General features: G+C 70.0%; 22 protein-coding genes. 7 read left to right on the top strand and 15 right to left on the bottom strand.

The features are described 5' to 3' along the window. Positions 1–81: 81 nt before the first annotated feature. From ACIBH4_RS33450 to ACIBH4_RS33440, 3 genes are all read left to right on the top strand, one after another. Entirely contained in the window at positions 82–1,782 is a 1,701-nt protein-coding gene (locus tag ACIBH4_RS33450) for a GAF domain-containing sensor histidine kinase (RefSeq protein ID WP_362511017.1), read from the top strand. Between the two features lie 132 nt (positions 1,783–1,914). After that, on the top strand, positions 1,915–2,769 hold the full coding sequence (locus ACIBH4_RS33445; protein ID WP_362511014.1) for a universal stress protein: 855 nt from the start codon (positions 1,915–1,917) through the stop codon (positions 2,767–2,769). 327 nt (positions 2,770–3,096) lie between these two features. Then, positions 3,097–3,651 carry a hypothetical protein gene (locus ACIBH4_RS33440; protein WP_399173464.1) on the top strand — a complete coding sequence of 185 codons (555 nt, stop codon included), beginning with the start codon at positions 3,097–3,099 and terminating at the stop codon, positions 3,649–3,651. A gap of 174 nt (positions 3,652–3,825) precedes the next feature. Here ACIBH4_RS33440 and ACIBH4_RS33435 read toward each other — a convergent pair whose 3' ends face one another. The 6 genes from ACIBH4_RS33435 to ACIBH4_RS33410 all read right to left on the bottom strand — a co-directional run bounded on the left by ACIBH4_RS33435 (position 3,826) and on the right by ACIBH4_RS33410 (position 10,107). Further along, complete coding sequence (locus ACIBH4_RS33435; protein WP_362511011.1) at positions 3,826–4,725, bottom strand: cation diffusion facilitator family transporter; 900 nt, start codon at positions 4,723–4,725, stop codon at positions 3,826–3,828. Continuing rightward, complete coding sequence (locus ACIBH4_RS33430) at positions 4,725–5,081, bottom strand: metalloregulator ArsR/SmtB family transcription factor (protein WP_362511008.1); 357 nt, start codon at positions 5,079–5,081, stop codon at positions 4,725–4,727. Before ACIBH4_RS33430 ends, ACIBH4_RS33435 begins: the two co-directional genes overlap by 1 nt. 143 nt (positions 5,082–5,224) lie before the next feature. Continuing rightward, a complete protein-coding gene (locus tag ACIBH4_RS33425; protein WP_362511005.1) occupies positions 5,225–6,298 on the bottom strand; it encodes a thiopeptide maturation pyridine synthase in 1,074 nt (357 codons plus the stop codon). Next, entirely contained in the window at positions 6,295–7,353 is a 1,059-nt protein-coding gene (locus ACIBH4_RS33420; RefSeq protein ID WP_362765316.1) for a lantibiotic dehydratase C-terminal domain-containing protein, read from the bottom strand. Before ACIBH4_RS33420 ends, ACIBH4_RS33425 begins: the two co-directional genes overlap by 4 nt. Then, positions 7,346–9,937 (bottom strand): lantibiotic dehydratase, encoded by a 2,592-nt coding sequence (locus ACIBH4_RS33415; RefSeq protein WP_362765313.1) that lies wholly within the window; start codon positions 9,935–9,937, stop codon positions 7,346–7,348. Before ACIBH4_RS33415 ends, ACIBH4_RS33420 begins: the two co-directional genes overlap by 8 nt. A gap of 11 nt (positions 9,938–9,948) precedes the next feature. Further along, the gene (locus ACIBH4_RS33410; RefSeq protein WP_362510995.1) at positions 9,949–10,107 is read right to left on the bottom strand and encodes a hypothetical protein; all 159 of its coding nucleotides are present in this window, start codon (positions 10,105–10,107) and stop codon (positions 9,949–9,951) included. Positions 10,108–10,712: 605 nt separating this feature from the next. Between ACIBH4_RS33410 and ACIBH4_RS33405 the strand changes: the two genes are divergently transcribed. After that, positions 10,713–11,825 carry a transposase gene (locus ACIBH4_RS33405; protein WP_362765310.1) on the top strand — a complete coding sequence of 371 codons (1,113 nt, stop codon included), beginning with the start codon at positions 10,713–10,715 and terminating at the stop codon, positions 11,823–11,825. A gap of 43 nt (positions 11,826–11,868) precedes the next feature. Here ACIBH4_RS33405 and ACIBH4_RS33400 read toward each other — a convergent pair whose 3' ends face one another. Together ACIBH4_RS33400 and ACIBH4_RS33395 are read right to left on the bottom strand one after the other, a co-directional pair. Then, entirely contained in the window at positions 11,869–12,582 is a 714-nt protein-coding gene (locus tag ACIBH4_RS33400; protein WP_362510989.1) for a CBS domain-containing protein, read from the bottom strand. 258 nt (positions 12,583–12,840) lie between these two features. Then, entirely contained in the window at positions 12,841–13,269 is a 429-nt protein-coding gene (locus ACIBH4_RS33395; protein ID WP_362510986.1) for a pyridoxamine 5'-phosphate oxidase family protein, read from the bottom strand. A gap of 310 nt (positions 13,270–13,579) precedes the next feature. On the opposite strand from ACIBH4_RS33395, the gene ACIBH4_RS33390 reads away from it, so the two are divergent. After that, complete coding sequence (locus tag ACIBH4_RS33390; protein ID WP_362510982.1) at positions 13,580–14,245, top strand: CBS domain-containing protein; 666 nt, start codon at positions 13,580–13,582, stop codon at positions 14,243–14,245. A gap of 303 nt (positions 14,246–14,548) precedes the next feature. Here the strand turns inward: ACIBH4_RS33390 and ACIBH4_RS33385 are convergent, their stop codons facing one another. Then, on the bottom strand, positions 14,549–15,418 hold the full coding sequence (locus ACIBH4_RS33385) for a universal stress protein (RefSeq protein ID WP_362765307.1): 870 nt from the start codon (positions 15,416–15,418) through the stop codon (positions 14,549–14,551). Positions 15,419–15,750: 332 nt separating this feature from the next. Between ACIBH4_RS33385 and ACIBH4_RS33380 the strand changes: the two genes are divergently transcribed. Next, positions 15,751–16,638 (top strand): universal stress protein, encoded by an 888-nt coding sequence (locus tag ACIBH4_RS33380; RefSeq protein ID WP_362510975.1) that lies wholly within the window; start codon positions 15,751–15,753, stop codon positions 16,636–16,638. A gap of 105 nt (positions 16,639–16,743) precedes the next feature. Here ACIBH4_RS33380 and ACIBH4_RS33375 read toward each other — a convergent pair whose 3' ends face one another. Further along, positions 16,744–17,451 carry a CBS domain-containing protein gene (locus ACIBH4_RS33375; RefSeq protein ID WP_362510972.1) on the bottom strand — a complete coding sequence of 236 codons (708 nt, stop codon included), beginning with the start codon at positions 17,449–17,451 and terminating at the stop codon, positions 16,744–16,746. A gap of 313 nt (positions 17,452–17,764) precedes the next feature. Between ACIBH4_RS33375 and ACIBH4_RS33370 the strand changes: the two genes are divergently transcribed. Beyond that, positions 17,765–19,477: a GAF domain-containing protein gene (locus ACIBH4_RS33370; protein ID WP_362765304.1), complete on the top strand. Its 1,713-nt coding sequence runs from the start codon at positions 17,765–17,767 to the stop codon at positions 19,475–19,477. 9 nt (positions 19,478–19,486) lie between these two features. Here the strand turns inward: ACIBH4_RS33370 and ACIBH4_RS33365 are convergent, their stop codons facing one another. The 5 genes from ACIBH4_RS33365 to ACIBH4_RS33345 form a co-directional block, all read right to left on the bottom strand. Next, a complete protein-coding gene (locus ACIBH4_RS33365; protein ID WP_399173458.1) occupies positions 19,487–20,164 on the bottom strand; it encodes a CBS domain-containing protein in 678 nt (225 codons plus the stop codon). Positions 20,165–20,290: 126 nt separating this feature from the next. Beyond that, a complete protein-coding gene (locus ACIBH4_RS33360) occupies positions 20,291–21,073 on the bottom strand; it encodes an HAD-IA family hydrolase (protein WP_362510963.1) in 783 nt (260 codons plus the stop codon). Between the two features lie 146 nt (positions 21,074–21,219). After that, the gene (locus tag ACIBH4_RS33355) at positions 21,220–21,894 is read right to left on the bottom strand and encodes a pyridoxamine 5'-phosphate oxidase family protein (protein WP_362510960.1); all 675 of its coding nucleotides are present in this window, start codon (positions 21,892–21,894) and stop codon (positions 21,220–21,222) included. Between the two features lie 300 nt (positions 21,895–22,194). Then, positions 22,195–24,843 carry a GNAT family N-acetyltransferase gene (locus ACIBH4_RS33350; protein WP_362765299.1) on the bottom strand — a complete coding sequence of 883 codons (2,649 nt, stop codon included), beginning with the start codon at positions 24,841–24,843 and terminating at the stop codon, positions 22,195–22,197. A gap of 173 nt (positions 24,844–25,016) precedes the next feature. After that, the gene (locus tag ACIBH4_RS33345) at positions 25,017–26,510 is read right to left on the bottom strand and encodes an AAA family ATPase (protein ID WP_362765297.1); all 1,494 of its coding nucleotides are present in this window, start codon (positions 26,508–26,510) and stop codon (positions 25,017–25,019) included. Between the last annotated feature and the right edge of the window lie 279 nt (positions 26,511–26,789).

Genomic DNA, 26,789 nt, shown 5'->3' with positions numbered 1-26,789 from the left:
TCACCGCCAGGACCACGGTGTCCTGGTCAAAGAGCGGCACCCGACTGTCCTAAGCGTTGCCCGGATGCGAGACTTCGCGCTATGACGGAAAAGGAGCCGCGTTCCCTGATCCCGAACATGCGGCTGGACGAGTTGCTGTCAGAGTTGCAGGGGCGTCTGGAGGCGGTGCTGGCGACCCGTGACCGGGTGCACGCGCTGCTCGAGGCCGTGGTCGCGGTGGGCAGCGACCTGGATCTGGAGACGGTGCTGCGCAGGATCGTGGAGACCGCCACCACCCTCGTCGACGCCACCTACGGCGCGCTGGGGGTGGCCGGTGAACAGAACACGCTCGTCCAGTTCGTCCCGGTGGGGCTGAGTGAGGAGGAGATCGCGCGGATCGAGCACTGGCCGCACGGGCTGGGCCTGCTCGGGTTGCTGATCAAGGAGCCGCAGGTCCTGCGGCTGGCCCACATCACCGACCATCCCGCCTCCTACGGTTTCCCGCCCGGCCATCCGCCGATGGGGTCGTTTCTGGGGGTGCCGGTCCGGGTGCGTGAGGAGGTGTTCGGCAATCTCTATCTGACCGAGAAGCGCGGTGGCGGGGCGTTCGACGAGGAGGACGAGGCGATCGTGACGGCGCTGGCCACCGCCGCGGGTGTCGCGATCGAGAACGCCCGTCTGTACGAGGAGACGCGGCGCAGGGAGATGTGGCTGCAGGCGTCGGCGGAGGTCACCACCAGCCTGCTGTCGGGTGCGGAGCCACGCGAGGTACTCGGGCTGATCGCGCGGCGGGCGCGAGACCTGGCCGCCGCCGACATCACGATGATCATGCTTCCCGACGCGGGCCGCGAGGTCCTGCGAGTGATGATCGCCGACGGTCCGGAGTCCGGCGGGCTCGACCGGGCCGGGGTGGACGTCACGGGCTCGCTCCCCGGCCGGGCCCTGCTGGGCGGCGAGCCCGTCATGGTCGCCGATCTCGGCGAGGCGGACCTGCCCGCGGCACTCATCCGGGATCTGACGGTGGGACCCGCCGCCGCGGTGCCGCTGGGCGTGGCCGGGGTGGTGCGAGGAGTGCTGGTGCTGGGTAAGCGACCGGGCCGCATCCCGTTCAGCGGCAGCGAACTGCGGGCACTGCACTCCTTCGCCGGGCAGGCGGCGGTCGCGCTGGAGCTGGCCGAGGCCCGTCAGGACGCCGAGCGGCTGGGGTTGCTGGAAGACCGCGACCGGATCGCCAAGGACCTGCACGACGTCGTCATCCAGCGGCTCTTCGCCATCGCGATGACCTTGATGAGCATCGTGCGCTTCGTCGAGCATCCGGAGGCCTCCGAGCGGCTCCAGCACGGGATCAACGAGCTGGACGAGACCATCCGGCAGATCCGCTCGACCATCTTCGCCCTGCAGACCCCCCGCGATGCCGACGAGCCCAGCCTGCGCGCGCGGATCGTGGAACTGGTCGAGGGCGCGCGCGGGCACCTGGGCTTCATGCCCGGCCTGCGGATGGAAGGACAGCTCGACCACAAGGTGCCCGCGCCGGTCGCCGAGCACCTGCTGGCCGTCCTGCGCGAGGCGCTTTCCAACATCGTGCGCCACGCCAAGGCTTCCAAGGCCGACGTCTTCGCCGAGGCGGCCGATGACCGGCTCACCCTCACCGTCACCGACAACGGCGTCGGCCTGCCCGGCGAGGGCAAACGCAGCGGCCTGCGCAACATGCGGGAACGCGCCACGGCGCTCGGCGGCTCCTTCGAGGTCGACTCCTCCCCGCGAGAGGGGACCCGGCTGACCTGGCACGTCCCCCTCACCTGACGGGCGGGGCGGCGCCCGCACCTCGGACACGGTGACGGAGGTTCCTCGGCCAAGGGATCTTTACCGCCGTCGTGGGCCGGTCGCCCGCCGCTGCGATGATGCCTTGGACACCATGGGGAGAGGGAGGACATCATGATCGTAGTGGGAGTAGACGGTTCGCAGGCCGCGCTCGCGGCCGCGGGCTGGGCGGCGCGGGAGGCCGCGGCGCGTGGTGGCGCGCTGAGCGTCGTGCACGCCATGCCCGCATGGCCCTTGGAGATCTCAGAAAAAGACCGTTACGCCGATGTGGGCCGCTGGATGCGTGAAGGGGCCACGTCCATGCTGGACGCGGCGATGGAACGCGTCCGGCAGGAGGATTCACGCGTCGTGGCGGAGCCGCGGCTGCTGGGCGGCGACCCGCGCGCCATCCTGATCGAGGCCGCCGCGGACGCGGAGCTACTGGTGGTCGGCAATCACGGGCTGGGTGGTTTCACGGGGATGCTGCTCGGTTCGGTCGCGCTGGGGGTCGTCGGACGGGCCGCCTGCCCGGTGGCCGTCATCCGCGACCCGTCCGCCTGGCCTGCCGGGGAGGTGGTCGTCGGTGTCGACGGTTCGGAGGCGGGCACGGGCGCCCTGAGCTTCGCCTTCGCCGAGGCGTCTCTGCGCGGTGTCGGCCTGCGGGCGGTGCACGCCTGGAGCCGTCCGGTCGTCGGGGGCGATCCCTTCGCGGAGGATACGGCCGAGGTCGAACGCCGTCTGCTGGCCGAGGCCCTCGCCGGCTGGGGCGAGCGCTATCCCGACGTCAAGGTCACCGAACAGCTCGAAGACGGTCACCCGGCGCGCGTCCTGGCCGAGGTCTCGGCCCGTTCCGGCCTGCTGGTCGTCGGCTCACGCGGTCGCGGCGAGCTGACCGGGCTGTTGCTGGGGTCGGTGAGCCATTCGCTGCTGCACCACGCCACCTGCCCTCTGGTCGTCACCCCCGCCCCGGCCTCTCCCGGCTCCTCCTGACCGGTCCCTCCCGCGACCGGTGTCCCCTTCGGGCGGCGGCGGTCAGGGAGCGGCATGGCCGAAGGCCGTGCGTGTCGCCGACGTTCGCGGATCCGCGAACGTCGGCGACTTCGCCGGCGTTCGCATGCGTGCCGTCCTCTTCCCTGTGGTGAGATTCCCGGTTCCCGTCGTGCTCGGCGTGACAGGGCCGAAGGTCCCGCGCCGAGGGGACGTTCGAGAGCGTGACGCGGTCCGTACGGCACTGTGGCCGGGCTCCGGGAAACGGTGTGATGAGTACGTCACGAAGACCGCTGAACATCACGCGACAACATGGAAAGGGGAGCCGTCATGGCCACCACTCACGGGCACGACGTTCACACCGGGCCGGTCATGGACACCGTCCCCGCGCCGGCCGTCAGGCGTCCGGTCGACTACGTCTGGGCGATCGCCCGGATCAGCCTGGGCTGGATCTTCCTGTGGGCGTTCCTGGACAAGACCTTCGGCTGGGGGTTCGCCACTCCCGCCGAGCGCGCCTGGATCAACGGCGGCAGCCCCACCACCGGCTTCCTCAAGGGCACCGGCGAGAACGCCCTGGGCGGACTGTTCAGCGGCCTGGCCGGACAGGCGTGGGTGGACTGGCTGTTCATGCTCGGCCTGCTGGGCGTCGGTGCCGCCCTGCTGCTGGGCGCGGGTCTGCGCGTCGCCGCCGTGGCGGGCGGCCTGATGATGGTCCTGATGTGGGCCGCCGAACTCCCTCTGCAGACCAACCCCTTCATGGACGACCACCTCGTCTACGCCGTCGTGCTGACCGGCCTGGCCCTGAGCGGCGCCGGCACCACCTGGGGCCTGGGCGCCTGGTGGGCCACCACCCCCCTGGTGCGTCGCTACCCCGTCCTCAGATAACCACCCCCGGACACATCCATCCCCTGAACACCACCCCCGGATCACACAAGGCTCGCCCCCCCGTACGGGGAGCGGGCCTTCTCGTGTCGGTCTGGGGTGGCCCGGACGTCCTCCACCGTGCCGACACCGTCATGCCGACACCGTCGCCGCGTGAGCGCGGCGACGGTGAGGTTCTCACCAGCCCAGTTCGTCGCAGCCCAGGTGGTCGGCCGGTTCGACCTGCAAGGTCGCGTGGGCCACGTTGTGGCGCCTGAGCAGCAGGTCGCGGGCCTGGTCCAGGACGGCGTGGCTGTCGGCGCCCTCGGAGGTGACCAGGTGGGCGGTGGCGACGTTCATGCCGGAGGTCAACGTCCACAGGTGCAGGTCGTGGACGTCGCGCACGCCCTCGACGGACTCCAGGTCCCTGGCGACGGCGGAGGCGTCCATCCCGGCCGGGACGTGCTGGCCAAGGACCGCGAACACCTGCCGTCCGAGTGAGACGGCGCGCACCGCGACGAAGGCACCGATGGCGAGCGCGATCAGCGTGTCCCAGATCGGCTGGCCGGTCGTCGCGACCAGCCAGCCGGCGACGATGACACCGACCGACCCGGCGGTGTCGGCCACCACCTCGTAATAGGCGCCCTTGACGTTCAGGCTCTCGGCCGCGCCCGCGCGCAACAGCAGCAACACGATCACGTTGATGACCAGGCCGATGGCTCCCACGACGAGCATCGGGCCGAAGGAGACCTCGGCGGTGGCGCCGATGCGGCCCACCGCCTCGGCCACCACGTACACCGCCACGCCGAGCATCAGCAGCACGGCCAGCAGGGAGGCGAACACCTCCGCGCGGTAGGAGCCGTAGCTACGGCGCCCCGTGGTGTCGGGACGGGTGGCGATGCGGGTGGCCACCAGGGCGGCGCCCAGCGTCACCACGTCGGCGGCCATGTGCCCGGCGTCCGACAGCAGTGCCAGCGAGCCCGACAGCAGCCCGTAGACCAGCTCGACCACGAAGAAGGAGCCGATCAGGGCGAAGGAGACCGCGAGCCGCCATCGGTGCCGGCCCGCCGCGTGTCCGTGGCCGTGCCCGGTGCCCATCAGCGGGTTCCGTCGCGTTCGGGGTGGATGGCCTGGGTGTGCTCGGTGTGGGCGAGCGCGAGGTCGAGCAGCATCCGCACGTGCGCGTCCTCCAGCCGGTAGAAGGCCATCCGGCCGGCCCGGCGAGCCGTCACGACGCGGTGCGCCCGCAGCAGCCGCAGCGCGTGGGAGACCGCCGACTCGCTCTGGCCGCTCACCGCGGCCAGATCGCACACGCACATCTCGCCCTCCAGCAGAGCGAGCAGCAACCGCAGGCGGCCGGGATCGGACAGCAGCCCGAACACCTCGGCGGTGTCGGTCAGATCCTGCGCGGCGGGCATCCGCTCACGCACCGCCGCCACCCGCGGCGCGTCCACGATCCGGGCTGTACACCCATCTATCGCCACGAATCGCTCATCTGAAGAACTATTCATATATAAAGATTAGCGTTCGCCGGAGGCGGCCTGTCAAGCGGTGCCGTGCCCGGGGACGGCCCACGGCCTGTCCGGCGGGTGGCGGCTCAGCCACTGAGCAGGTAATCGCGGGCCCTCTCCAGCGGGGAGACGCCGTACTCCTCCTCCACCGCCGAAGCGATCAGATGGCAGAACAGGTGCCGCTGGATCGGGGTGACGCCGAGCCGGGCCAGATGGGCGTAGAGCATGTTGACCGCGAGGCGGTGGGCGAGGAACCAGTCCGATTCGAGGATCTCGGTGCGGTGCCGGTCGGTGGACATGAGCACGTCGAAATAGTCGACCCGGTGGCGCTGGAGCACCGGCTGGTCGGAGACGTCCAGATCGATCTCCTTGCGGGCCAGCAGCGGCAGGGCGATCTCCTTGTGGCGGTGGGTGAAGGCGATCCAGTCGCGTACGTGCGGCGCCGGGTCGCCCGCGTCGATCGATGCGACCACGTCGACCACCGTCGCGCGCATCTGCCTGGCGTTCTCGCGGTACCTGGCCTCGAACGCGGCCATGATCGCGTCCCGGTTCTCACAGCACGAGGCCGCCGCCGCGACGTGAGATCGATAGGACATGTAACCGCGGCTGACCGGAGGGACGCTCACGTGCGCCACGGCGACCATGAGGTCGATGGCGACCGCGAACAGCGCGAGCTCACCCCGGCGGACCAGGTCCAGCGTGCCGAAGACGAGCCGGGTGCTCTCCGCGGCGGACGCGTCGATCAGGTTCGCCAGCGACCGGCCGCCGAAGACGCGCAACCGGTCGTCGTACGGCTCGATCTGCAGGGAGTTGTCCGGATACCACGGCCGCAACGGCCCGGTCTCGTGCTCCCGTACGGCGAGCAGGCGGTGGGCGGCGAGGTGCTCGTGCTCGTCGAGGCGGGTGGTGGAGGGATGCTCACGCAGATAGCCGGTGATCGCTTCGGTCGCGACGGGGAGGATCTCGCGTTCCCAGTCTCGCGGGGTCGCGCGGAAGTTGAGCCGCAGGTGCGGCCCTCGGCGCCAGTGGCGGACGAGGTAGGGCTGCTGGATGAGGCCGTCCAGACGCTGGAACAGCGGGCGGACGCAGTCCAGGATCAGCGCGTCCTTGTCCTGGTCGTAGTAGCGGATCTGGATGCCGTGCCAGGGGAGTTCGCTCACGAGGTTTCCTCGCATCGTGCCGCCCCCTCCAGGGTGACTGCGGTGAGGTAGCGCAGGTGCGCCTCTTCGGCGATCGACAGGCCGAGACGGTTGCAGAACAGGTGGACGCACCGGTCCAGCACGCTCAGGATGTCGTGGCGGTCCGTGTCCGCCGGGGCGTCGACGGCGCCGGAAGTACGGAACGCGCCCTGGGCGCGGACCGGGGAGAAGCGCCCGGCCCGCTGGAGCGCGACAAGGCGCCGGTGCAGGGTGTCGACCGAGCGCCACCAGGCGCCGGGCGAGTCGTACGTGTCGCCCGTATCGAGGACGCCGCCAAAAGATGGCCCGCCGACGGAACGGCCGGCCGTGGCGTGGTTCTGGGAGGAGACGGCGCGGGCGGCGATGAGCCGGCACCTTTCCGCCTGCGCGGTGAGGGCTTCGCGCTGCCTCGTGAAGATCTCCACCTGCCGGGCACGGGCCGGTGCCGGATCCCAGCGGTCACGTTCCCCGGCCAGCAGAGGGCCCAGGCGGCGGGGGTCGGGCTCCCAGGCGATGAGGGCGAGCATCATCGCGGAGAGGGCGTGGCCCAGCCGCCGCCGGTGGTCGTGCTCGCCGCGCAGGATCGCGAGCGCGATCCGGCTGGAGTCGGTGAAGTGCCGCTCGACGGCGGCGATCGCCTCCGGCCCGCCGAACGTCGCGTACTCGGGCCGGTAGGCGACGGCCTCCACGTGGTCGTCGGGCCGCAGCCGCCGGTCGTAGGTGTCCATGCCCTCCCGCCCGGCGAACTCCCGGGCGAGCAGCGCGTAGCCCTCGCGATCCCACGGGTCCGTCGTCGGATGCGCCGCGAGGTGCTCTTGGAGCACGGCTGTGGCGCGTTTCTCGATCGTCGTCGCGTCGCCGGGGACGCGCGGCAGCAGGCGGAGCCGCAGATGCGGGCCGCCCTCCCAGTACCGCAGGAAGAAGAACCGGTCGAGCCGTTCGTCCAGCTCCCGCACCAGGCCGTGGACGGCCGTGCCGAGCAGCAGGTCGGTGTCGGTCCGGTGGAAGGCGTGCAGGGAGATCCAGCGGTCAGGCATGGCCCACCTCGACCACGTACTCGCTCACATGGCGGCGGCGATCGGGGTGGTCGCCGTCTCCTCCGAGGTCGGCCGCCGCCTCGAAGTCCGGGAGTGGCTCACGAAAGACGACCATCGATCCGCTCGCGTCCAGCCCCCGGTCGAACAGCGCGACCAGCGCCGGATCGGCCAGATCGAGATAGGTCGGTTTGGCGAGCCGCCCCACGCGCAGCCTGTCGCGGACCGGCGCGCCGGGATCGGCAGAGGAGACGAAACAACGTTCCGGCAGGGCGTGCTCGGCGAACCAGGCCGCGAGCGCGAGCAGGTGCGTCGCGGCGGAGTCGCCCCTGCCCCGGCGCGGGATCTCGCGCACCGGGACGTACCAGGCGGCACGGGCCACGGTGACCCGGCCGACCGACACCCGGGCCGTACGCCCGACGCGGGCCGGCACCGCCTCCGGCGGCCGGGAGAAGATCGACTCCAGCCCCATCACCGGGCTGGGCATGTCGCCGAAGAGCTGGAGCAGGAGGCGTGCCGTACGCGGCAGCAGCATGGGCGCGACCATTCCGGTGTACACCGGCAGGAGCGGGGTGTCGTGCCCGGCGTGCGTCAGAACGAGACCGCCGGCGCCTGGCTCGTGCCGGACGGCGAGGTCACGCAGGCCGAGCACGGCCGGGCCACTCGGGACCACGCCCGGATAGCCGATCTCCTGGGTCGCCACCGCGGAACGCAGGTTGACGTTGCTGCCGAACAGCCCGGTGATCTCCACCGGCACGCCGCGTTCCGTCCCGAGCGGACGGTTCTCACCGGCGGGAACCCCGGCGACCCGCAGCAGGCGGTGCACGCGGCTGCGCATCGCGCCGTGCCCGGGGCCGAACCCGTTGAGCACCAGCCGAACCGGCGTGTCCTCCGGCGGGCCGATCGTCTGCACGAAGCATGACAGCGACCCGACGGGACGGACGAACGCGGGACGGCCGGCGGTAAGACCGGCCAGCACCGTCGGATCGACGGTGAGCGGGTCCGGGGTCTGGGGCAGCAGCCCGCGCACCGCGGCCAGCGCCGCCGCGCGGGCGTCTCGAAGCTCGTCGAGCCGGGGCACGGCGGGCGTCCGGCCTTCTGGGTGCCGCTCCTGCCACGGATACATGAGCGCGTGCAGTTCACCGGCGAGGGTGCCGGGTACGGCCCGATGGGTTCGCTCGGCGAGCGTTCGGTGGAACCGGCCGAACGACACCCGCGCGCCGGCGCCGAACCACTGCGCGAACAGGTCGGCGGCGAGCAGCCGGGCGACGCCGTCCCGATCGAAGACCGCGGCGAAGTCGGTGATCGCGTGCAGGTCGCCCAGGGCGGGACGCCAGGCGGCCAGGCCCAGCCGAGGTCCGGGCGTGGTGACCACCGCGTTCTCGTGGAAGAGGTTGCGGTCCGGCAGGCGGTCGGCGTCGTCTTCGGCCAGCCGGGTGAACGCTGAGCGCACCTTCCGTCGCAGCGCCTCGCGTTCCGACACGCGGGCCGCCTCCGGGTAACGGGCGAGCGCCTCCTGCGCGGCGGCGAGCGCCTTGCCCGCGGGATGTGTGCCGAGCCGATCGGTCAGGTCGGCGAGGTGCGCGGCGGCCTGGTCGGCGACCGGGGGATGGAGTTCCAGCACTCCCAGGTCGAGCAGCCGGCCGAGCGCGTCACCGGCCCCGGTACGGAGATCGCCGTACGGCGGGCGCAGCAGCCGCCGGAGCGGTTCGGAGGCGGCGATGCCGTTGTAGGCGTCCTCCTGGCCGGTCACGTACCACAGGCGGCCGTCGTCCTCGTCGAGGCTCGGGTTGGGCCTGATCTCGAAGAGGTCCGCGAGGCCGTCGTCGGCGCGGGCCAGGTCGGTGAGCAGCCGCAGCAGCAGGGGGACATTCGGCTCGACCGCGCTGCGCCACGCCCACGGCCCGTCCCAGCGGACCGGCTCGCCGTCGTCGCTCCACCGTCCGAGAGCCGCCATCATGAAGGTCGCGTGCGGGCTCGTCTTCGCCACGACGCGGGCCAGGTAGCGGCTGAGGCGGAGCGCGACCTGGCGCGGCGGGGCGGTGCCGGGCGGTGCGGCCAGCCACCGGCGCAGCGCGGCGGACATCGCCGGTCCCGCCTGGAGCACGCCGTGGCCGAAGGCGTCGGTGCCGACCCATCGGCGCAGCGCCTCGTAGGTGCCCCGGCACTCCTGATCGAGCTCCTCCGGTAGCCGCCGGACGAGCGCGTCATGCCGATCGAGGTCCGCGATCCAGGCCGCGACGCGCGGAGCGAGGCCGGAGCCGACCTCCACCGGCCAGGCGCGGCCCGCCGGGCGTCTCGCGTTGTACAGCGCCCGGCGCAACGCCACCAGCGCCGGCCGCTGCGGGCCTGGCCCGACCGCTCCGATCACCGTCTCCAGCTCGTCCGCGAGCCGTCGGCCCTCGTCGGCCAGCCGATCACGAATCGCCAGGATCTCCTGGACGCTCCGCCACGTGGCCGTGCACCTCAGCTCCGCGAGCGCCGCCACCGGTAGCGCGGCGATTCTGGCGACCACGGTCGCGTCCACCGTGCGATGAGCCGCGTCGATCTCGACGCGTCCCGGCAGGCCACGACGCGTCGAGACCATGTGCGGGGAGCCTAGACGAGCCAGCTCGTGCGCCCGGTGATGCCCGAGGCGCCCACTTCGGTGTTACCGAGACCCATGCCCAGGGCCTTCACGAGATCCTCGCCGGGGAGCTCGACCGTCATCACGTCGAGCGCCTCCAGATCGAGGTGGAGTGGTTCGTTCGTCGCCATCTGCACTCCCATTCCTGCCCGCCGGAGCGGGCTGTGTCGGTGACGATCGTTATCGTAGGCGCGGTCAACGATCTCGTCACTCGGTGGAAGGGGGAATAAATGACCGGGAGGCGCGGAGGTCGAATGTTAATCGCCCCTCGGTGTCGCGGTGATGAGTGTCGTCGCCTTTTCCACCAGGCATGAATAACCATCAGTGAGATCGCCGAACCATTTGGTTCCACGATGGTAAGAGATTGCTGTCCATCGAAGTAGGGGCATTTATCGGTGCCCATGGAGGGTCTTCGGGCAAGCGGCAGAGTGGTCCTTTATTAAGCTTCGGAAGGCCGATGTGATTAACGGTGAGTCATCGCGTGTTACGTTCTTGTTTCGCTGTCGCACGGTCGTGGGATCGCGAAGCCGAATCGCGTGGCCTCGCGCTTTCCGGCGACCGGGTCGCGTTCTTCTTCCAGGATCGTTCGCCGCTCGGGAGGATCCTGGCCGGGACGCGTGAGGGGCGGGGGAGCGACCGGTTCAGCATGTCACTTGCGAGGAGCCCCGGGCCTTCGGGCCCGGGAGGAATCGCATACGGACCGCACGTGTCGGCCTGAGTGGTTACGCTTCGCAGCGTGAAATTCGTGGTGCAGGTCCGGCTGTTCCCCACGCCCGCCCAGGAGGCGGCGCTGGCGGACACGCTGCGCCTGTGTAACGAAGCAGCCAACCTCGTCGCCGGTATCGCGTGGCAGACGAAGACGTTCCGCAACTACGACCTGCGCAGGCACACCTACGGCCGGCTCAAGGAGATGGGCCTGTCGGCCCAGCCCGCCCAGCACGTCATCAAGAAGGTCACCGACGCCTACACGACGGTGAAGGCGCAGGCGAAAGCGAAGCTGCGCAAGCCGGTCGCCTTCCGCGCCGACGCCGCCCAGCCGCTCGACGACCGGTGCCTGTCCTGGCAGACCGCTGAGCGGACCGTGAGCATCTGGACCACCGGCGGCCGGATGAAAGGCGTCCGATTCGGCTGCTCCGATGAGCAGGCCCACGCGCTGGCCGCCTACCGCAAGGGCGAATCCGACCTCATCCACCGCGACGGCCTGTGGTTGTTGATCGCCACCTGCGATATCCCGGACACCGAGGTCATCGAACCCGACGGATTCCTCGGCGTCGACCTCGGCATCGCGAACATCGCCACCACCAATGACGGCGAACACCACTCGGGCAAGCACTTGAACGCCGTCCGGCACCGCAACCGAGAGCTGCGGCGGCGCCTGCAGGCCAAGCAGACCAAATCCGCCAAACGGCTGCTGAAGGCACGCCGCCGAAAAGAGGCCCGCTTCGCCCGCGACGTCAACCATGTCATCTCCAAGCAGATCGTGACCGAGGCTGCACGCACCGGACGCGGCATCGCCCTGGAAGACCTCCAGGGCATCCGTGAGCGGGTACGGCTCCGCAGGCCCCAGCGGGTCACGCTGCACTCGTGGGCGTTCCACCAACTCGGTGCGTTCATCGCCTACAAGGCCGCCCGTGCCGGGGTCGCCGTGGTCCACGTCGATCCCGCGTACACCTCGCAGGGGTGTTCGGCGTGCGGCCACATCGACAAGAAGAACCGGCCCGATCAGGCCACCTTTTCCTGCATGTCGTGCGGCTTCGCTGAGCACGCCGACGTCAACGCGGCCCGCAACATCGCCGCACGCGGCGTTGCGAGCTGGGCAGTGAGTCACGCTGCCGACGACGCGGCCTGAACCGTCGAATCCATCGACGGCGAGGAGCCGCAAGCTCGGTCGTTTACGACCGAGAAGCTGACCCTCCGCTCCAGGTGTCGTCGTCCTGGAGCCAGCGCACCTCGTTCACCACGTCGACGACGCCGTTGACGCGGCCGACCACCCGGGCCGCTATCTCGGCTTCGCTGCGACGTTCCATGGTGCCCGTCAGGGTGACGACACCATGGTCGACCCGGACGTTGACCTGCGCGGTCTCCATCCGCAGGGAGCGGCCGAGGACCTCCTCGCGCACCTCGTCGGCGATGTCGGAGTCGGGCCGGACGAAAACCCTGATGAGGTCGCGGCGGCTGACGATGCCCACCAGGCGGCCATCCTGGTCGACGACGGGGAGCCGCTTGATGCCGTGCGCCTCCATGAGCCTGGCGGCGCCGACCGTCGGCGTCTTTCCGGTGACGGTGATCGCGGGGGAGGACATCAGCTCGGCGGCGACGTCGCCCCGTGCCTTGGCCTTCGGGGCGCGGACCTCCTGGTTCAGCCGGTGCCGCAGCCGGGCGCGCAGCGGCGGCTGGTAGCCCTCACGGTAGTACTGCTCCCGGAACTCCTCCTTGGCGAGCAGATCCGCCTCGGAGACGATGCCGATGACACGGCCCTCCCCGTCCACGACGGGAACGGCGCTCACCGCGCACGCGATGAGCGTCTCGGCGATGTCCTTGAACGGGGTGTCGGCGGTGACCAGCGCCACGTTCCTGGTCATGACGTTCTCTACCTTGGTGCGCATGGCATGTTCTCCACCCGTGATGGTGCGGGCCTGCTCGCCCGGCTCGAAGGTCCGCCGGGCGGAGTTCTCCGGGAACGGCCCCTTTCCGCTCCCTGCGGACAAGTGATGAGTGTGGTCATCTGCCCGGCTCCGTGACCGTCTCTTCTCATCTCCATCTCACGCCCGGTGGACGGCGGGATGTAGGGCCGGAGGTCCCTGTCCGGCCGCCATTGGTCGCTGCCACCGGACGCGGCTGTGGGCGGTGCCGGAAACGGGCTGTCAGGTCTCCCGCTCGTCATGCCTGGACGAGAGGAGGCGGCCGGTTATCTGCTCGGCGCGTACCACGATGTAGTGGTCACGGTTGGCCGGCGCCCAGGTGCGCAGGGGGAGTGCGGACAGGCGCTCGATCTCGTCCGGTTCGCGTACGGCGCGTGCGGGGCCGACGGCGGTGACCGACCAGCCGGTGCGGGCGGTGAGGTCGAACTCGTCGGCCTCGAAGGCGACGATCGCGTCGCTGGCCGCGGCGGCGAGCTTGGATCCGAAACCCGTGCGGATCACGATGTTCTCGCCGTCGAGCACGAAGTTGACCGGTTGCACCGCGGGCAGGGCCCGGTCGGTGAACACGATGCGCCCGATCGAGGCCGACGCCAGGAGCGTGACGCACTCCTGGCGCGAGAGGATCTGCAGACCTGCCGAGTCGAGCTTCATGCCCTCAAGGCTGCCCGGTCGCTCTCCAGCGACGTTAGGGGCGAAAGTCCCCTTCATCACCGACGATCTGCCCTCAGGCCGGGCGCCGACGGGACATCGGGCGATGACGCGTACCGGGTCCGGGACGAAAGACTCTGCCCTCACGCGGTGAGATCGGGACCTGTGGCCCTGGAGCGGACCGCCGGGAGGGATGTCTGATGGGAGAGAAGACGGAGGATGCCACGCGCATCGCGGTGTGGCGATCGTCCACTCCGGGCGGCGCCCGGAGGGCGGGAGCATCCGTGAGGACTCGCAGGAATTGGAGAAGAAAATGTCGATCACCGTGAGTGACGTGATGGGGCGCACCGCCATCGCCGTGCGGCAGGACGCGGGTTTCGCCGACATCGTGGCCGTGATGCGACGCTTCGCCGTGGGCGCGGTGACGGTCGTCGACGTGGAGCGCCGTCCGGTCGGGGTGGTCTCCCAGGACGACCTGTTGCTCAAGGAGAGCGACGCGGTGCGTCACAGCATCTCCATCTTCGAGAGCGCCGCTCGCCGGCGCGAGCACGAGAAGGCCGCGGCGGTGGTGGCCAAGGACCTGATGACCTCGCCCGCGATCACCGTTACGCCGGGCATGCCCGCCAGGGAGGCGGCGCGACTCATGCACGACAAGAGGATCCAGCAGCTTCCGGTGATCGACCCGGTGACCGGCCGCCTCGCCGGCATCCTGCACCGGGCGAACCTGTTGCGCGTCTTCGACCGCGCCGAGGCCGAACTGCGCGCCGAGGCCGAGGCGGTCGCCAGCGACCTGACCACCGGATCCGAGGTGGTCATCGGCGTCGAGAACGGTGTGGTGACGCTCGACGGCAAGGTCGAACGCCGCTCACAGGTCGTCCAGCTCGTCGAGGCGATCCGCCTGCTCGAAGGCGTCGTCGACGTCACCTCACGGCTTGAGCACGGTGACGACGACCTGCTCGTCCTCCCGCCCCTGCTGTAGGCCCCTCGGGATCATCGCCGGACACGGCGGGGCATGCTCTGCGCCGCCGTGTCCGGCGGCGGTCGCGCGTGTCCGGAAGGTTCGAGGGGGTGAAAGACATTGCTGATCTACTTTGTAAAGGGAACGGGTTAGTTCAAAACCGACAAACAAGACAAAAAGGACTAAAGGGAGCGCTGAAAAAGCAGGGCCAGCGTGCGCTACGTGAGGGCCGGCCATCGTTCGCTCGTGAGGTGCCCGGTGCCGGGACATGTGCTTTCTCGTCGTACGGCAGGCGGTGCCACGGCGGTCTCGCGCCGGGAAGGCTCAACTCCGGGGAGCGTGCGAGGTGCGATGGACGGCGACGGGCGCCCGAGCGTGGTGGAGCAGGGCGCGTACGGTCGAGTTGAGGAACATCGCCCGGTCGCGGGCGCCCACGACGACCAGCTCAGCGGTCTCGGAGGCGTCGATGAGCGCCTTGGCCGGATGCTTGTGCACGACCTGCTCGATGAGGGGCACGTCGGGGAACCTCTCCCGCCAGCCACCGAGCGACTCGGCCAGCAGGCGGGCCTCCTCGTCGCCGACGTCTTCGACGTCGTAGACGAGTGGCTGCATGTCGCCGGGTGCTCTGCTGGCCGGGTGGGTCCAGGCGTGGACCGCTCGCAGTGGGCGCCGGTGCAGGGACGCCTCGCCGAAGGCGAACTCCAGGACGGGGTCCTGGTCGGCACGTCCGGTGACGCCGACGACGATCTCGCTGCCCCGGGTGGTGTGCGGTTGATTGACGATCACTACCGGGCACGGGGATCGGGCGGCCAGGTCGTGGCTGACCGAGCCCAGTAGCAGCCCGGCGAATCCGCCCAGGCCTCGGTGGCCGACGACGACCAGCTGTGCGTTCTCGGCCACGGCGGCGATCGCCTCGGCGGCGTTTCCGTCGAGGATCTCGGTGGTGACCTTCAGCGCGGGGTCGTGGGAGCGGACCTGTTCGGCTGCCCGGTGAAGGAGCTCCTCGCAGGCGGCTTCCTCGGCGGGGCCCCAGTGGCCGGGTTGGGGGACGAGCGGGACGTCGTAGGCCCAGCGCAGGGCGGCGTGGACGACGCGTAACGGCGCCTTTCTCAGGGTCGCCTCTCGCGTTGCCCAGGTCAGGGCCTGTAGCGAAGGCGTCGAGCCGTCGACGCCGACGATGATGGGTGCTGTCATGGTCACCGCCCTCGGTGCGTTGTCAGGGGTCGGTGCTCTGTCCCGGTGGCTGGGGCCGGGATCTGGCGGGTCTTGCGTGTTGCACGCCCCTGGCCCGTCTCATTCTTCGTGGCTCCGTCGTTCGCCGGGTAGGGACGAAGGTCCCCTGGGTTTCCTCGGGGGCCGCCTCGTCGCCCGGCCGGGTGAGGGTGGGTGGAGGATCAGGGTTCGTCGCCTGGGTTTCGCGGGTGGGCGCCGTGGGGTGAGCAGGGCGGAAGGTCCCACCGTGGTGGGACCTTCCGCCCTGCTCTTCTGCGTGTGCCCTGGCGAGCATGGAGAGGGAGGTGAGGGCGATGAGCGATATTCGTGAGGTTGTCGTCGGCTATGACGGTTCCGACTTCTCCATGCAGGCCCTGGAGTGGTCGATGGACGAGGCCGAGCTCGGGAGGTTGCCGCTGAAGGTGGTTCACACGTGGCGGTGGCCGTATGGGGAGGCCGATGAGGATGCCAGGCTTCACCTGCGTAACGCCGCCGAGCATGTGCTGTATCACGGGGCCGACTGCGCTCGCGCGTGTAGCACGCTGACCGATATCACGACGGATCTGTATGAGGGCGCGGCCGCCGAACGGCTGGTCGAGCTGTCGGAGCGTGCGGCGATGATCGTCGTGGGTTCTCGGGGCATGGGCACCCTGGCCAGGACCGTTCTGGGGTCGGTCGCTGGGTATGTGGCGGCTCATGCGGGGTGTCCGGTGATCGTGGTGCGCGGGCCCGGTCCGATCCCGGTGCCGAGGGAGCGTGGTGCCGTGGTTCTGGGGATGAGCGGCGACACCCCTGACGGGGTGATCGAGTTCGCTTTTCGTGAGGCCGCCCTCAGGCGGTTGAAGCTGACGGCGGTGCATGCCGGGCGCCTGCAGCCGTTGGTGCACGACACGCGGGTCGCGGCGAACGCGGCGGAGGACGGCATGCTGGAGCGGCTGGGGCCATGGCGGATCACCTGTCCAGGAGTGTTGGTCCGTACCTGTTTCGCCGCGACGTCCGCGAAGGACCTGCTGGAGGACGTGTCCAGGGAGGCGAGCCTGGTGGTGGTCGGCGGAGCGCGTGATCACGGCAGGCTCGGCTCGACCTCGAGGTCGGTTCTTCAGCATGGCTTCTGCCCCGTGGCGGTCGTTCCCGCAGGCTGGGAGAGTCCGTCGCGGAACGAGCCCGTCCTGTCGGGTTCCGACACCTCCGGTGATCTCTAGGGTCTCTTCGGGTGTTCGGAAGGGCTGATGGGGTGAGGGCTTCAGGTCTTCGGGAGCCGCCCGGGTCACGGCCGAGGGGCTGAAGAACCCGGGGGAGGTGAATTTTTACCTTCGGTGTCTTGTCCGGGCTGGGACGTCGTCGACGTCCCACTCCAGGTTGTCGATCACATCGACGACTCCGTTCACCCGCTGGGTTATCCGTACCGCGAGTTGGGCGTCCTCGCGTCGGTGCATGTGGCCGCTCAGGGTGACGACGCCGTGCGCGACGGTGGCGGTGGCGGTGTTGGGGGCGGCCCACAGGGAGTGTCCGAGAATGTTCTCCTCCACCTCACGGGCGATGTCGGCGTCACCGCGGACGAAGACCTTGAGCAGGTCGTGGCGGCTGACGATGCCCTGGAGCGATCCGTCGGCATCTACTACCGGCAGCCTTTTGACTCCGTGTTCGATCATGAGGCGTATGGCGGACACGACGGAGGCGTGCTGCTGGATCGTGATCGCGGGGGCGGTCATCAGGTCGGCGGCGGTGTCGCCACGGGCCTTGGCGCGGCCGTCGCCGCCCTTCTGGCCCAGGCGGTGGAGTAGCCGGATGCGTAGCGGTGGCTGGTAGCCCTCGCGGTAGTAGCGCTCCTTGAAGCCCTCCTTGTGGAGCAGGTCCTCTTCGGAGACGATGCCGATGACGTGCCCTTCGTCGTCGACGACGGGAAGCGCGCTCACCGTGTGGGTGATGAGCGCCTCGGCGACGTCCTTGAACGGGGCGTCGCCCCTGACCGACGTCACCTTCGTGGTCATGACGTCTTTGACCGTGGCGTACATCGACGACCTCCTTCGGGACACGCGGGTCCTTCGTGGTGTGATGGGCGGCCCTGCGCGGATCGGGGGCGGCTCGCCGCTGTCCGCCGGGTTCCCGGATCTCCATCTCACTGCCGGGAGGGCCGTTCGGGCAGAGGCCACAGGTCCTCGATGTGGAGGTCTTTCGGCCACCGGGTGCCGGGATCCCGAGCGGGCCGACGAGGTCGTGTCTTGTCGGTCAGGTGTTCGTCATCGGAGGGTAAACAATGGCCGGAAGAGTGGACACGGTCTCCTTGGCGGGGCGGGTGTCCGCGTGCCCGGGTGCGAAACTTGGGGTATGGCGAAGATCGAGCCGGGTGCGTTGATCACGCACATGCGCCTGGACGAGCTCTTGGCGGAGTTGAGGGTGCGTCTGGAGGCGGTGCTGGCGACCCGTGACCGGGTGCACGCGCTGCTTGAGGCCGTGGTCGCGGTGGGTGGCGATCTGGATCTGGAGACGGTGCTGCGCAGGATCGTGGAGGCCGCCACCGCGCTGGTGGACGCCACCTATGGGGCGTTGGGGGTGGCCGGTGAGCACAGCACGCTCGTTCAGTTCGTTCCGGTGGGGCTGAGTGAGGAGGAGATCGCGCGGATCGAGCACTGGCCGCATGGGCTGGGCCTGCTCGGGTTGCTGATCAAGGAGCCGCAGGTTTTGCGGCTGGCCCACATCACCGACCATCCCGCCTCCTGTGGCTTTCCGTCCGGCCATCCGCCGATGGGGTCGTTTCTGGGGGTGCCGGTCCGGGTGCGTGAGGAGGTGTTCGGCAATCTCTATCTGACCGAGAAGCGCGGTGGCGGGGCGTTCGACGAGGAGGACGAGGCGATCGTGACGGCGCTGGCCACCGCCGCGGGTGTCGCGATCGAGAACGCTCGCCTGTATGAGGAGACGCGGCGCAGGGAGATGTGGCTGCAGGCGTCGGCGGAGGTCACCACCAGCCTGCTGTCGGGTGCGGAGCCACGCGAGGTGCTCGGGCTGATCGCGCGGCGGGCGCGGGAGATGGCAGGGGCCGATGTCGTGGCTGTTCTGCTGCCTGATGAGGGTGGCCGGGTTCTGCGTACGTTGATCGCCGAGGGGGAGGCCTGTGATCAGGTGGCTCATGCCGAGGCGTTGATCGCCGATTCTCTGGCCGGTCGCGCTTTCGTCACCGGTGAGCCGCTCATGGCGACTGATCCGGGCGAGGTGAAGGTTCCGGTGGTGATAGCCGGATACATCTCGCTCGGCCCGGTGGCCGCGGTGCCGATCGGAGCGTCGGGAGGTGTGCGGGGGGTGTTGTCGCTGGGTAAGCGTTCGGGGCGTCTCCCGTTCAGCGGGGATGAGCTGCGCACCCTGCACTCTTTCGCGGGGCAGGCCGCGATCGCCTTGAAGCTGGCCGAGAGCCGGATGGACGCCGAGCGGCTGGGGCTGTTGGAGGATCGCGACCGGATCGCCAAGGACCTGCACGATGTGGTGATTCAGCGGTTGTTCGCCGTGGCCCTGACCTTGATGAGCACGGTGCCGCTGATCGAGCGGCCGGAGGTCTCGTCGCGGCTGCGTGGCTCCATCGACGAGCTCGATGGCACGATCCGGCAGATCCGTTCCACCATTTTCGCCTTGCGTGCCTTCCCTCAGGAGGGCGATCCCGGTTTGCGTGCGGGGATCGTGGCCCTGGTGGAGGGGGTGCGCGGCGAACTGGGTTTCATTCCGGGCCTGGAGATGGGGGGCCGGCTGGACGGCGCGGTGCCGGAGCCGTTGGCCGAGGACCTGCTGGCCGCGTTGCGTGAGGCGTTGTCCGATGTGGTGCGTCATGCCGAGGCCTCGAAGGTGGAGGTATCGGTGGACGCCGGTCAGGAGCGGCTCGTCTTGACCGTGGTCGACAACGGGGTCGCCGTGTCCGCGGACGGCGGGCACGATGGGCTGCGTGATCTGCGGGAGCGGGCCGAGCGGCTGGGTGGGTCCTTCGTCGTCGGCTGCTCGCCGGAGGGTGGCACCCGGCTCATTTGGAGCGTTCCACTGGGTGAGGGCAGGTCGTGATCGCGAAGTTCACAGCCGTTCTTCGGTGCGGGTGTTGTCCCGGTCCCAGGCGAGTTCGTTGATCACGTCGATGACTCCGTTGATCTGGCGGGTCATCTCCAGGGCGATCCTGGTGTCCCCGCGCAGGGTCATCCGTCCGCTCAGTGTCACCATGCCGTCCTTGACGGTGACCTGGACGAGGGAGGTGTCCATCCACAACGAGCGTGTCAGGACGTCCAGGCGGACTTCGCGTTCGATGTCGTGGTCGGAGCGGATATATGCCTTCAGCAGGTCGCAGCGGCTGACGATGCCCGCCAGGCGGCCTTGTCCGTCGACCACCGGGAGCCGTTTGACGTCGTTCTCCCTCATGAGGTGGCCGGCGTCCGTCACCGGGGCGTCCTTCGAGATCGTGATCGCGGGGGCGTGCATCAGCTCCCTGGCGACGTCGCCTCCGGTTCGGTGTGCGTAGGGCTGCCGTTCGTGCGGAGTGGGTGGTGGAAGGTGCTCGCCGGAGAGCGTGTCCTTGGCTTCCTGTCTGCGGAGCAGGTCGGCCTCGGAGACGATCCCCACCACGTGGCCGTCGCCGTCCACGACCGGCAGGGCGCTCACCGTGTGGGTGAGAAGCGTTTCCGCGATGTCCTTGAAACAGGTGTTCTCGCCGACAGAGATCACCTTTCGGGTCATCACGTCCTTGACGGTGAGGTGCATCTCGCCTCCGAACAGGTGGTGACACGGGCCGGCCTGGTCATCGGGGCTTCCGCGCTCGTCGGCCGTGACTCGTCCATACGGGCAGCATCGTTCGGGTTCGCGGCGTTTTCCAGGGTCCAAGGGCTCTTATGAGCCGGGACTGTCGGCTCTAAGGGGGTGCGGGGCGCCTGAGCGATCAGGGGGCGGTTTCAGTCGTAGTTCGGCCAGGTCGGTGACGGTCAGGTCGGCTCCGGCGGCCCGCAGGGCCTGTCCCCGGGTGTGCCGATCGACGCCGATGACGAGTTTGAAGTGGCCTCGCCTGCCGGCTCGCACACCGGCCAGGGAGTCCTCCACGACGGCCGCCCGGCTCGGGGCCACCCCCAGTCGCCGGGCCGCGTACAGGAACAGTGCGGGATCGGGTTTGCTCGCGAGTCCAAGCCGGGCGGCGGTCACGCCGTCGACCAGGATGTCGAACAGGCCGGTGGCGTGCGCGGCGTCGAGCACCCGTGCGCAGTTGCGGCTCGCGGAGACGGCGGCGGTGAGTACTTTTCTGCGTCGCAGTTCGCGAACGAGTGCAAGGGTCGAGTGGAAGGGGGTCACGCCGCGGGTGTCGAGTTCGGCCAGGAAGAAGGCGTCCTTCGAGGCGGCGAGATTCGCCGCCGTGTCCGGATCGATGGTGATGTTTCGGGATCGTAGAAAGTCGTTCACCCCGTCCAGCCGGGATTTGCCGTCGACGTGAGACAGATAGTCCTCGTCGGCGTCGAACATCCGGAACGGCTCGCCGGACCGTTCGGCGTGCTCGCACAGGAAGGCGTCGAAGATCTGTTTCCACGCGGCGGCGTGCACGGTGGCCGTGTCGGTGATGACCCCGTCGGTGTCGAAGATCATCGCGGAGATCTCTTCTAGGTCCACCACTGCGGGAGGCGTCATGGAGCGGTCCCTTCCCGCCGGGTGCGGCGGCTGCCCGATCCCGCCGTCGGGGCCGGTCGGCCCTGACGGTCCCGCGGGCCGGCGCCCTTTCCCAAAGGCGACGTGCCGGAGGTGGACGGTCGCCCGGGCGGCCGCACCGGTGTGGATCACGGGCCGTGCAGGATGCGGCGGCCGGTGATCTCGGAAGGGGTGATCTTGACGTAGAGTTCGCGGTCGCCACCGGCCCAGGGGTGGACGCCCAGGGTCATCACGGCCGCCTGTTCCTCGGCGGTGGTGACATGATGGACGCCGCCTCGGATGAGGACGCTCCAGCCCTCGCGGTTGGCGTCGTCGATTCGATCGACCTCGAAGGCGACTTTGAACTCGACCCCCTTCACGCCGGTCCTCAGGCTCTCGTCGAGCGGGCCGCCGAAGGCGGTACGGAAGATCACGCAGCCTTCGTGCAGGACGTAGTTGACCGGCAGGATCATCGGGCCGCCGAGGTCGTCGAAGGCCAGCCGGCCGACCCCGCCGGGGGAGATGAGCCGCAGGCACTCCTTCGCGTCCAGGCGCTTCAGCTCAGGGTGGAGTGCGGCTCGTCCCTGCCCGGGGGGCTGGTCGACGGTCCCTCCGAGGAGTTCGGCGGTGCTGGTGTCCAGGGCGGAGGCGAGGCGCTCGATGGTCTCGATGGCGGGTGCGGCCGCCCTCTGCTCCACGTAGGCGAGGTAGGAGGGGTTGATTCCCGCGCGCTTCGCCAGTTCTTCCCGGTCGAGGCCGAGGCTTTCACGTCGCCGGGTGATCCGGCGGCCGAGGTCACCGGGAGCGGCGAGGCGTTCAGCCATGGGGTTTTCCCCTTTCAAGGTGGGTGTCGTCCGCGGAGGCGGGCGTTTCATGCCGTCGCGGTGTTTTTCAAACCTCCCCGCATGCGACGCCGGGCTCTGGTGGCCGGCCTTCGGGGAATCTCTTCACTGGGAACGCTATGGCGCGAGGAGGGGGCGGTAACAGGGTCGAAAGTCCTGTGCGCCGCGGCCAGGTGACCTTGTCGGCCGCATGTCGGCCGCATGTCGGCCGCATGTCGGCCGCACGCCGGCCGCACGCCGGGTCGCATGCCGGTCGTGTGCCGGTCGTGGGACGCCGGCTCGTCAGCGGAGCCGGCGGCGCAGGGGGGAGGGGACGGGCGAGGCCGGGGCCAGCCGGATCCGCGCGTCCACCACGACGGCGTCGGCGGGACCGGCGACGATCGGGTTCAGGTCCAGCTCGGCGATCTGGGGAAGGTCTTCTGCGAGTTTCGCCACCCTGACGATGTGATCTTCCAAAGTGGCGGTGTCGGCCACCGGGCGACCCCGGTAGCCGAACAGGAGTGGGGCGCAGTGCAGCTCCCGGATCATTTCCGCGGCGTCCTGGCCGCTCAGCGGGGGGCTGCGGAAGGCGCGGTCGGTGAGCAGCTCGGCGCTCACGCCTCCCAAGCCGACCATGACCAGAGGGCCGAAGGAGGGGTGGCGGACCGCGCCGACGATGATCTCCACACCGTCGGGGACCATCCGCTGGACGATCGCGCCGGTCATCTCCTGGCCGACCATGTCCTTCATCGCCCGGTAGGCGCCGCGAACCTCCGCCGGGGTGCGCAGCCCGAGCCGGACGCCGCCGACGTCGCTCTTGTGCACCGGTCCCGTCGCCTTCAGCGCGACGGGGAATCCGAGGTGGGTGGCGGCGAGGGCGGCCTCTTGCGGAGTGTCCGCCTCGATGAACTTCGCCACGGCTACCCCGTAGCAGCCGAGAAGCCGGGCGGCCGTCACCGGGTCGAGCCAGCGGCCCTGAGGATGGCGCGACAGGTCTTCCTCGACGAGTTCCCGTGCCGCCTGGATGTCCGTCCCCGCTGGGGGGACGAAGGGCGGGACCGGACGTGAGCGCCACCGCGCGTAGGCCGCGGCCCGGCTCACCGCCTGCACGGCCTGCTCGGGAAAGGCGTAGACGGGCACCGGGCCGGTCGTCCCGTCACGGCCCACCACGCAGGCGACGACGGTCTTGTTCGCCGAGCCGGCCACCCGTGCGATCGCCTCACGGGTCCGCTCGGGACCGGAACCGAACGGCGGGGTGTAGACGATCAGCACGGTGTCGATCTTCGGGTCTTCCAGCGCGGTCAAAGCGGCGAACTCCAGCTCCTCGGCCTGCCCGTCGGCCGTCAGGTCGACCGGGTTGGCGACGGCGGCGGCCGGGCGCAACCCGGAGCGCATTCGTCGCCGGGTGCCGGGCGACAGTTCCGGGACGAGAAGGCCGTGGCGTTCACAGGCGTCGGCGGCGAGCGCCTGTGGCCCGCCGGAGTTGCCGACGATCGCCACCCGGCCTCCGGCGGGCAGCGGCTGGGTGGCCAGCAGTCGTGCGGTGTCCAGCAACTCCTGCATGCCGTCGACGCGGATGACTCCGGCGGCGCGCAGCAGGGCGTCGACGGCGACGTCCGGGGTCGCGGCGGCGGCGGTGTGCGAGCGTACGGCCCGGTCTCCCGAGGTGCTGCGGCCGCTCTTGATCGCGACGATCGGCTTGTGCCGTCCCACCCTGCGGGCGATCCTGCCGAACCTCCGCGGGTTGCCGAAGGACTCCAGGTACAGGGCGATGACCTTGGTCTGGGGGTCGTCCTCCCAGTACTCCAGCAGGTCGTTGCCGCTGACGTCGGCCTTGTTGCCGACCGAGACGAAGGAGGAGATCCCGATGTCGAGTGTGGTGGCCCGGGCGACGAGCCCGGCGGCCACCGCTCCGGACTGTGACATCAGCGCGACGGCGCCTGGAAGCGGAGGGTGGGGCAGGAAACTGGCGTTGAGGGCGGCGCCGGTGTTGACGATTCCGAGGCAGTTGGGGCCGATCAGCCGCATCCCTCCGGTACGGCAGATGCGCAGCAGTTCCGCCTGGCGCTTCGCGCCAGGCGGGCCGGTCTCCGCGAAGCCGGCGCTGACCACGACGAGCCCGGCCAGGCCGTGGCCGGCGCACTGGCGCGCGACGTCCAGGACCGCGCTCGCGGGCGTGGCCACGACGACCAGGTCGACCGGCTCGTCGATCGAGGACAGGTCGGGATGGGCGGGGACGCCGAGGATGTGAGTCGCCTTCGGATTCACCGGGTAGACCGGGCCGGGAAATCCGCCGTCGAGCAGGTTTCCCAGCAGCCGATGCCCCACCCGGTCCGGCTCGCGGCTCGCACCCACGACGGCGACCGAGCGGGGAGACAGTACCCGCCTCAGTGAGGCGCGCTCCGCCTCGTGGTCGCGCCGCTCGATCGCGGCCGTGAGCGTGTCCGTGGGGCGCAGGTCGATCCGGACGCGTATCTCGTCGCCGGTGAACTCGCGCGTCGTGGTGAGGCCGAGGTCGGAGAGGACTTTCAGCATCGTCCCGTTTCCGGTGCGCACGTCGGCCACCAGCTCGCCCACGCCGCGGGCCGCGGCGTCGAGCGCGAGGTGTTCCAGCAGAAGGGTGCCCAGGCCACGGCCGTGGACGTGGTCGTCGATGAGGACGGCCACGTCGGCGCTGTGCCGCCTCTCGTCGGGGATGTACTCCGCGACCGCGACGAGCCGCCCGGAAAGGAGGGCGACCTGGGCGTGCCCGCGGTAGTCGGGGCCGGTCAGCCGGTCCATGTACAGGTGGGCCGTGGCGCGACCTCCGGTGAAGAACCGCAGGTAGGCCGATTTCTCTGAGGTGTGGTCCACCAGGGCGTGCAGGGCCGCGCGGTCCGTGTCGCGCAGCGGTCTGATGTGGGCGATCTCCCCGGTTCGAAGCAGTACGTCACATTCGTCCAGGATCGACATGAAGCAAGCCTTTCTCGGTGCTCCGCCGCCTGTCAGGGGTCCTTCGGCCTCATCGCCCGGCCGAAGGCCACCGTCAAAGTCACCCTCAGGGTCGCTGTCAAGGTCACCGTCCTAAAGTCCGGTGACGGATCCGGGTTTCGTGTCGATCTTTTCTTCGGCCTCCGGTGGTGTCCTCAGCCGGGTTCCATCTGAGGGCGCCGGAACCGCCGGGCGACGACGGCCGAGGGAGGATGGATCGCTGCCAGGGCCCGCTCAAGTGCCTGTTCCACGGTCGTGCCGGTGTCGATCTCGGTCGCCTCCGGCCAGGGCGCCGTCCTCGCCGCCATGGTCGCGGCGATCGCCTGATCGGCGTCGGACACCCCGCCGGTTCGCCGGGTGAGCCGCCCGGCGGTGATCTGTGGCGGGGCGGTGCAGCGCAGCGCCACGAGGTCGCTGAAGGTGCGCCGGGCGAGGTGCTCGGCCGCCGCCCGGTGCTCGGCGTCGGTCCAGGAGGCGTCGAGGATGACCGGCTCGCCGTGCCGGAGCAACCTCTCGGCTCGAAACAGCAGCTCGTCGTAGGTGCGCTCGGTGCGCTGCCGGTCGTAGATGCCCTCGCCGAAGGGTGCCGCCGCCGGTTGTTCCGGCGCGATGCCGGCGAGTTCCTTGCGAACGCGGTCGCTGTTCAGCAGCGTGTGTCCGAGGCGGTCGGCGAGGGCGGCGGCCAGGGTCGACTTGCCGGTTCCGGGATTTCCGCCGACGAGGACCAGGGAGATCGCCCCCGCTCGCAGGTGGCGGAGTGTGAGCTCGGCGAGTTGCCGGGCCTCTCGCACCGAGCCGGAGTCCTCCTGCCGCTGCCGCAGGCAGGCGACCTTGGCGCGGACGAAGGCCCGATAGGCGACGTAGTGGTGCCAGAGCGAGGGCGGGGCGGGATCGGCGGTGAACTCGATGTAGTGGTGCAGGAAGACCTCGGCCAGGCGAGGTGCCCCGAGCCGCTCCAGGTCCATGGCGAGGAAGGCCACGTCGTCAAGGCCGTCGAGAAAGCGGAGCCGTTCGTCGAACTCCAGGCAGTCCAGGATCCTCGGCCCGTCGTGCAGGCAGAAGATGTCTTCTGCGAGCAGGTCGCCGTGGCCGTCCACGATGCGGCCCTCGTCGACGCGGGCGGTGAGCAGGGGTTCGCGGCCGTCGAGGAAACGCAGTGTGAGCCGTTCGATCTCCGTGACGATCTCGGGGTCGAGGACCGTGTCGGGAAACGCGCGGATCTGGTCGAAGCTCGCGTTCCAGCGGGACCGCAGTGCCTGTCTTTCCCCGTTCCGGTCGATGCGCGGGTTGTGGGGGGATCGGGTGTGCATGCTCGCGATCATCCGTGCGATGCTTCGCAGGGGTTCCTCGACCGGTTGGCCCAGACGGACCATGACGGCGAGGCGGCGTTCCTCCGGCATGCGCCGCATCACGACGAGATGATCGCAGACCTCTCCGTCCGGGCCCAGTACGTCGGCGACCCCCTCGTAGACGTCCGGGGCGAGCCGCCGGTTGAGTTCCACCTCCCGCAGGCAGGCGGCTCGCCGGGCCTCACGGGTGGTGAAGTCCAGGAAGCCGAGATCCACCGGCTTCTTGAGCTTGAAAACACGATCTCCGAGCAGGAGCACGACGGCGATGTGCGTCTCCTTGATCTGTGCCCACGGTCCCATCGGCAATGCCTTCCACGCTCAGCTCCACCCTCGGATGACCGAAACCCCGGTTGAACGGCCGGATCCGCCTTTGAGGTGATCTTGGGCGGGTGGGCGGACTCCCCATCTCCCAGTCCTTCCCCTGGTCGCGACCTGTGACGCGGCCGCCGACGGTCGGTCAGGGCGGCACAGGGAGACAGTGAAGGGCATCAAAGGGCACAGAGGGGTGCAGAGGTGCGGGGGGACGCGGGGAAACACGGTGTGGGCGGGATGGATGTGTCTGTTGCTCGCCTTGCCCGC

This window comes from Streptosporangium sp. NPDC050284 (genome assembly GCF_044459525.1).
Classification (GTDB): Bacteria; Actinomycetota; Actinomycetes; order Streptosporangiales; family Streptosporangiaceae; genus Streptosporangium.
This window is presented reverse-complemented; position numbering and strand designations above follow the sequence as displayed.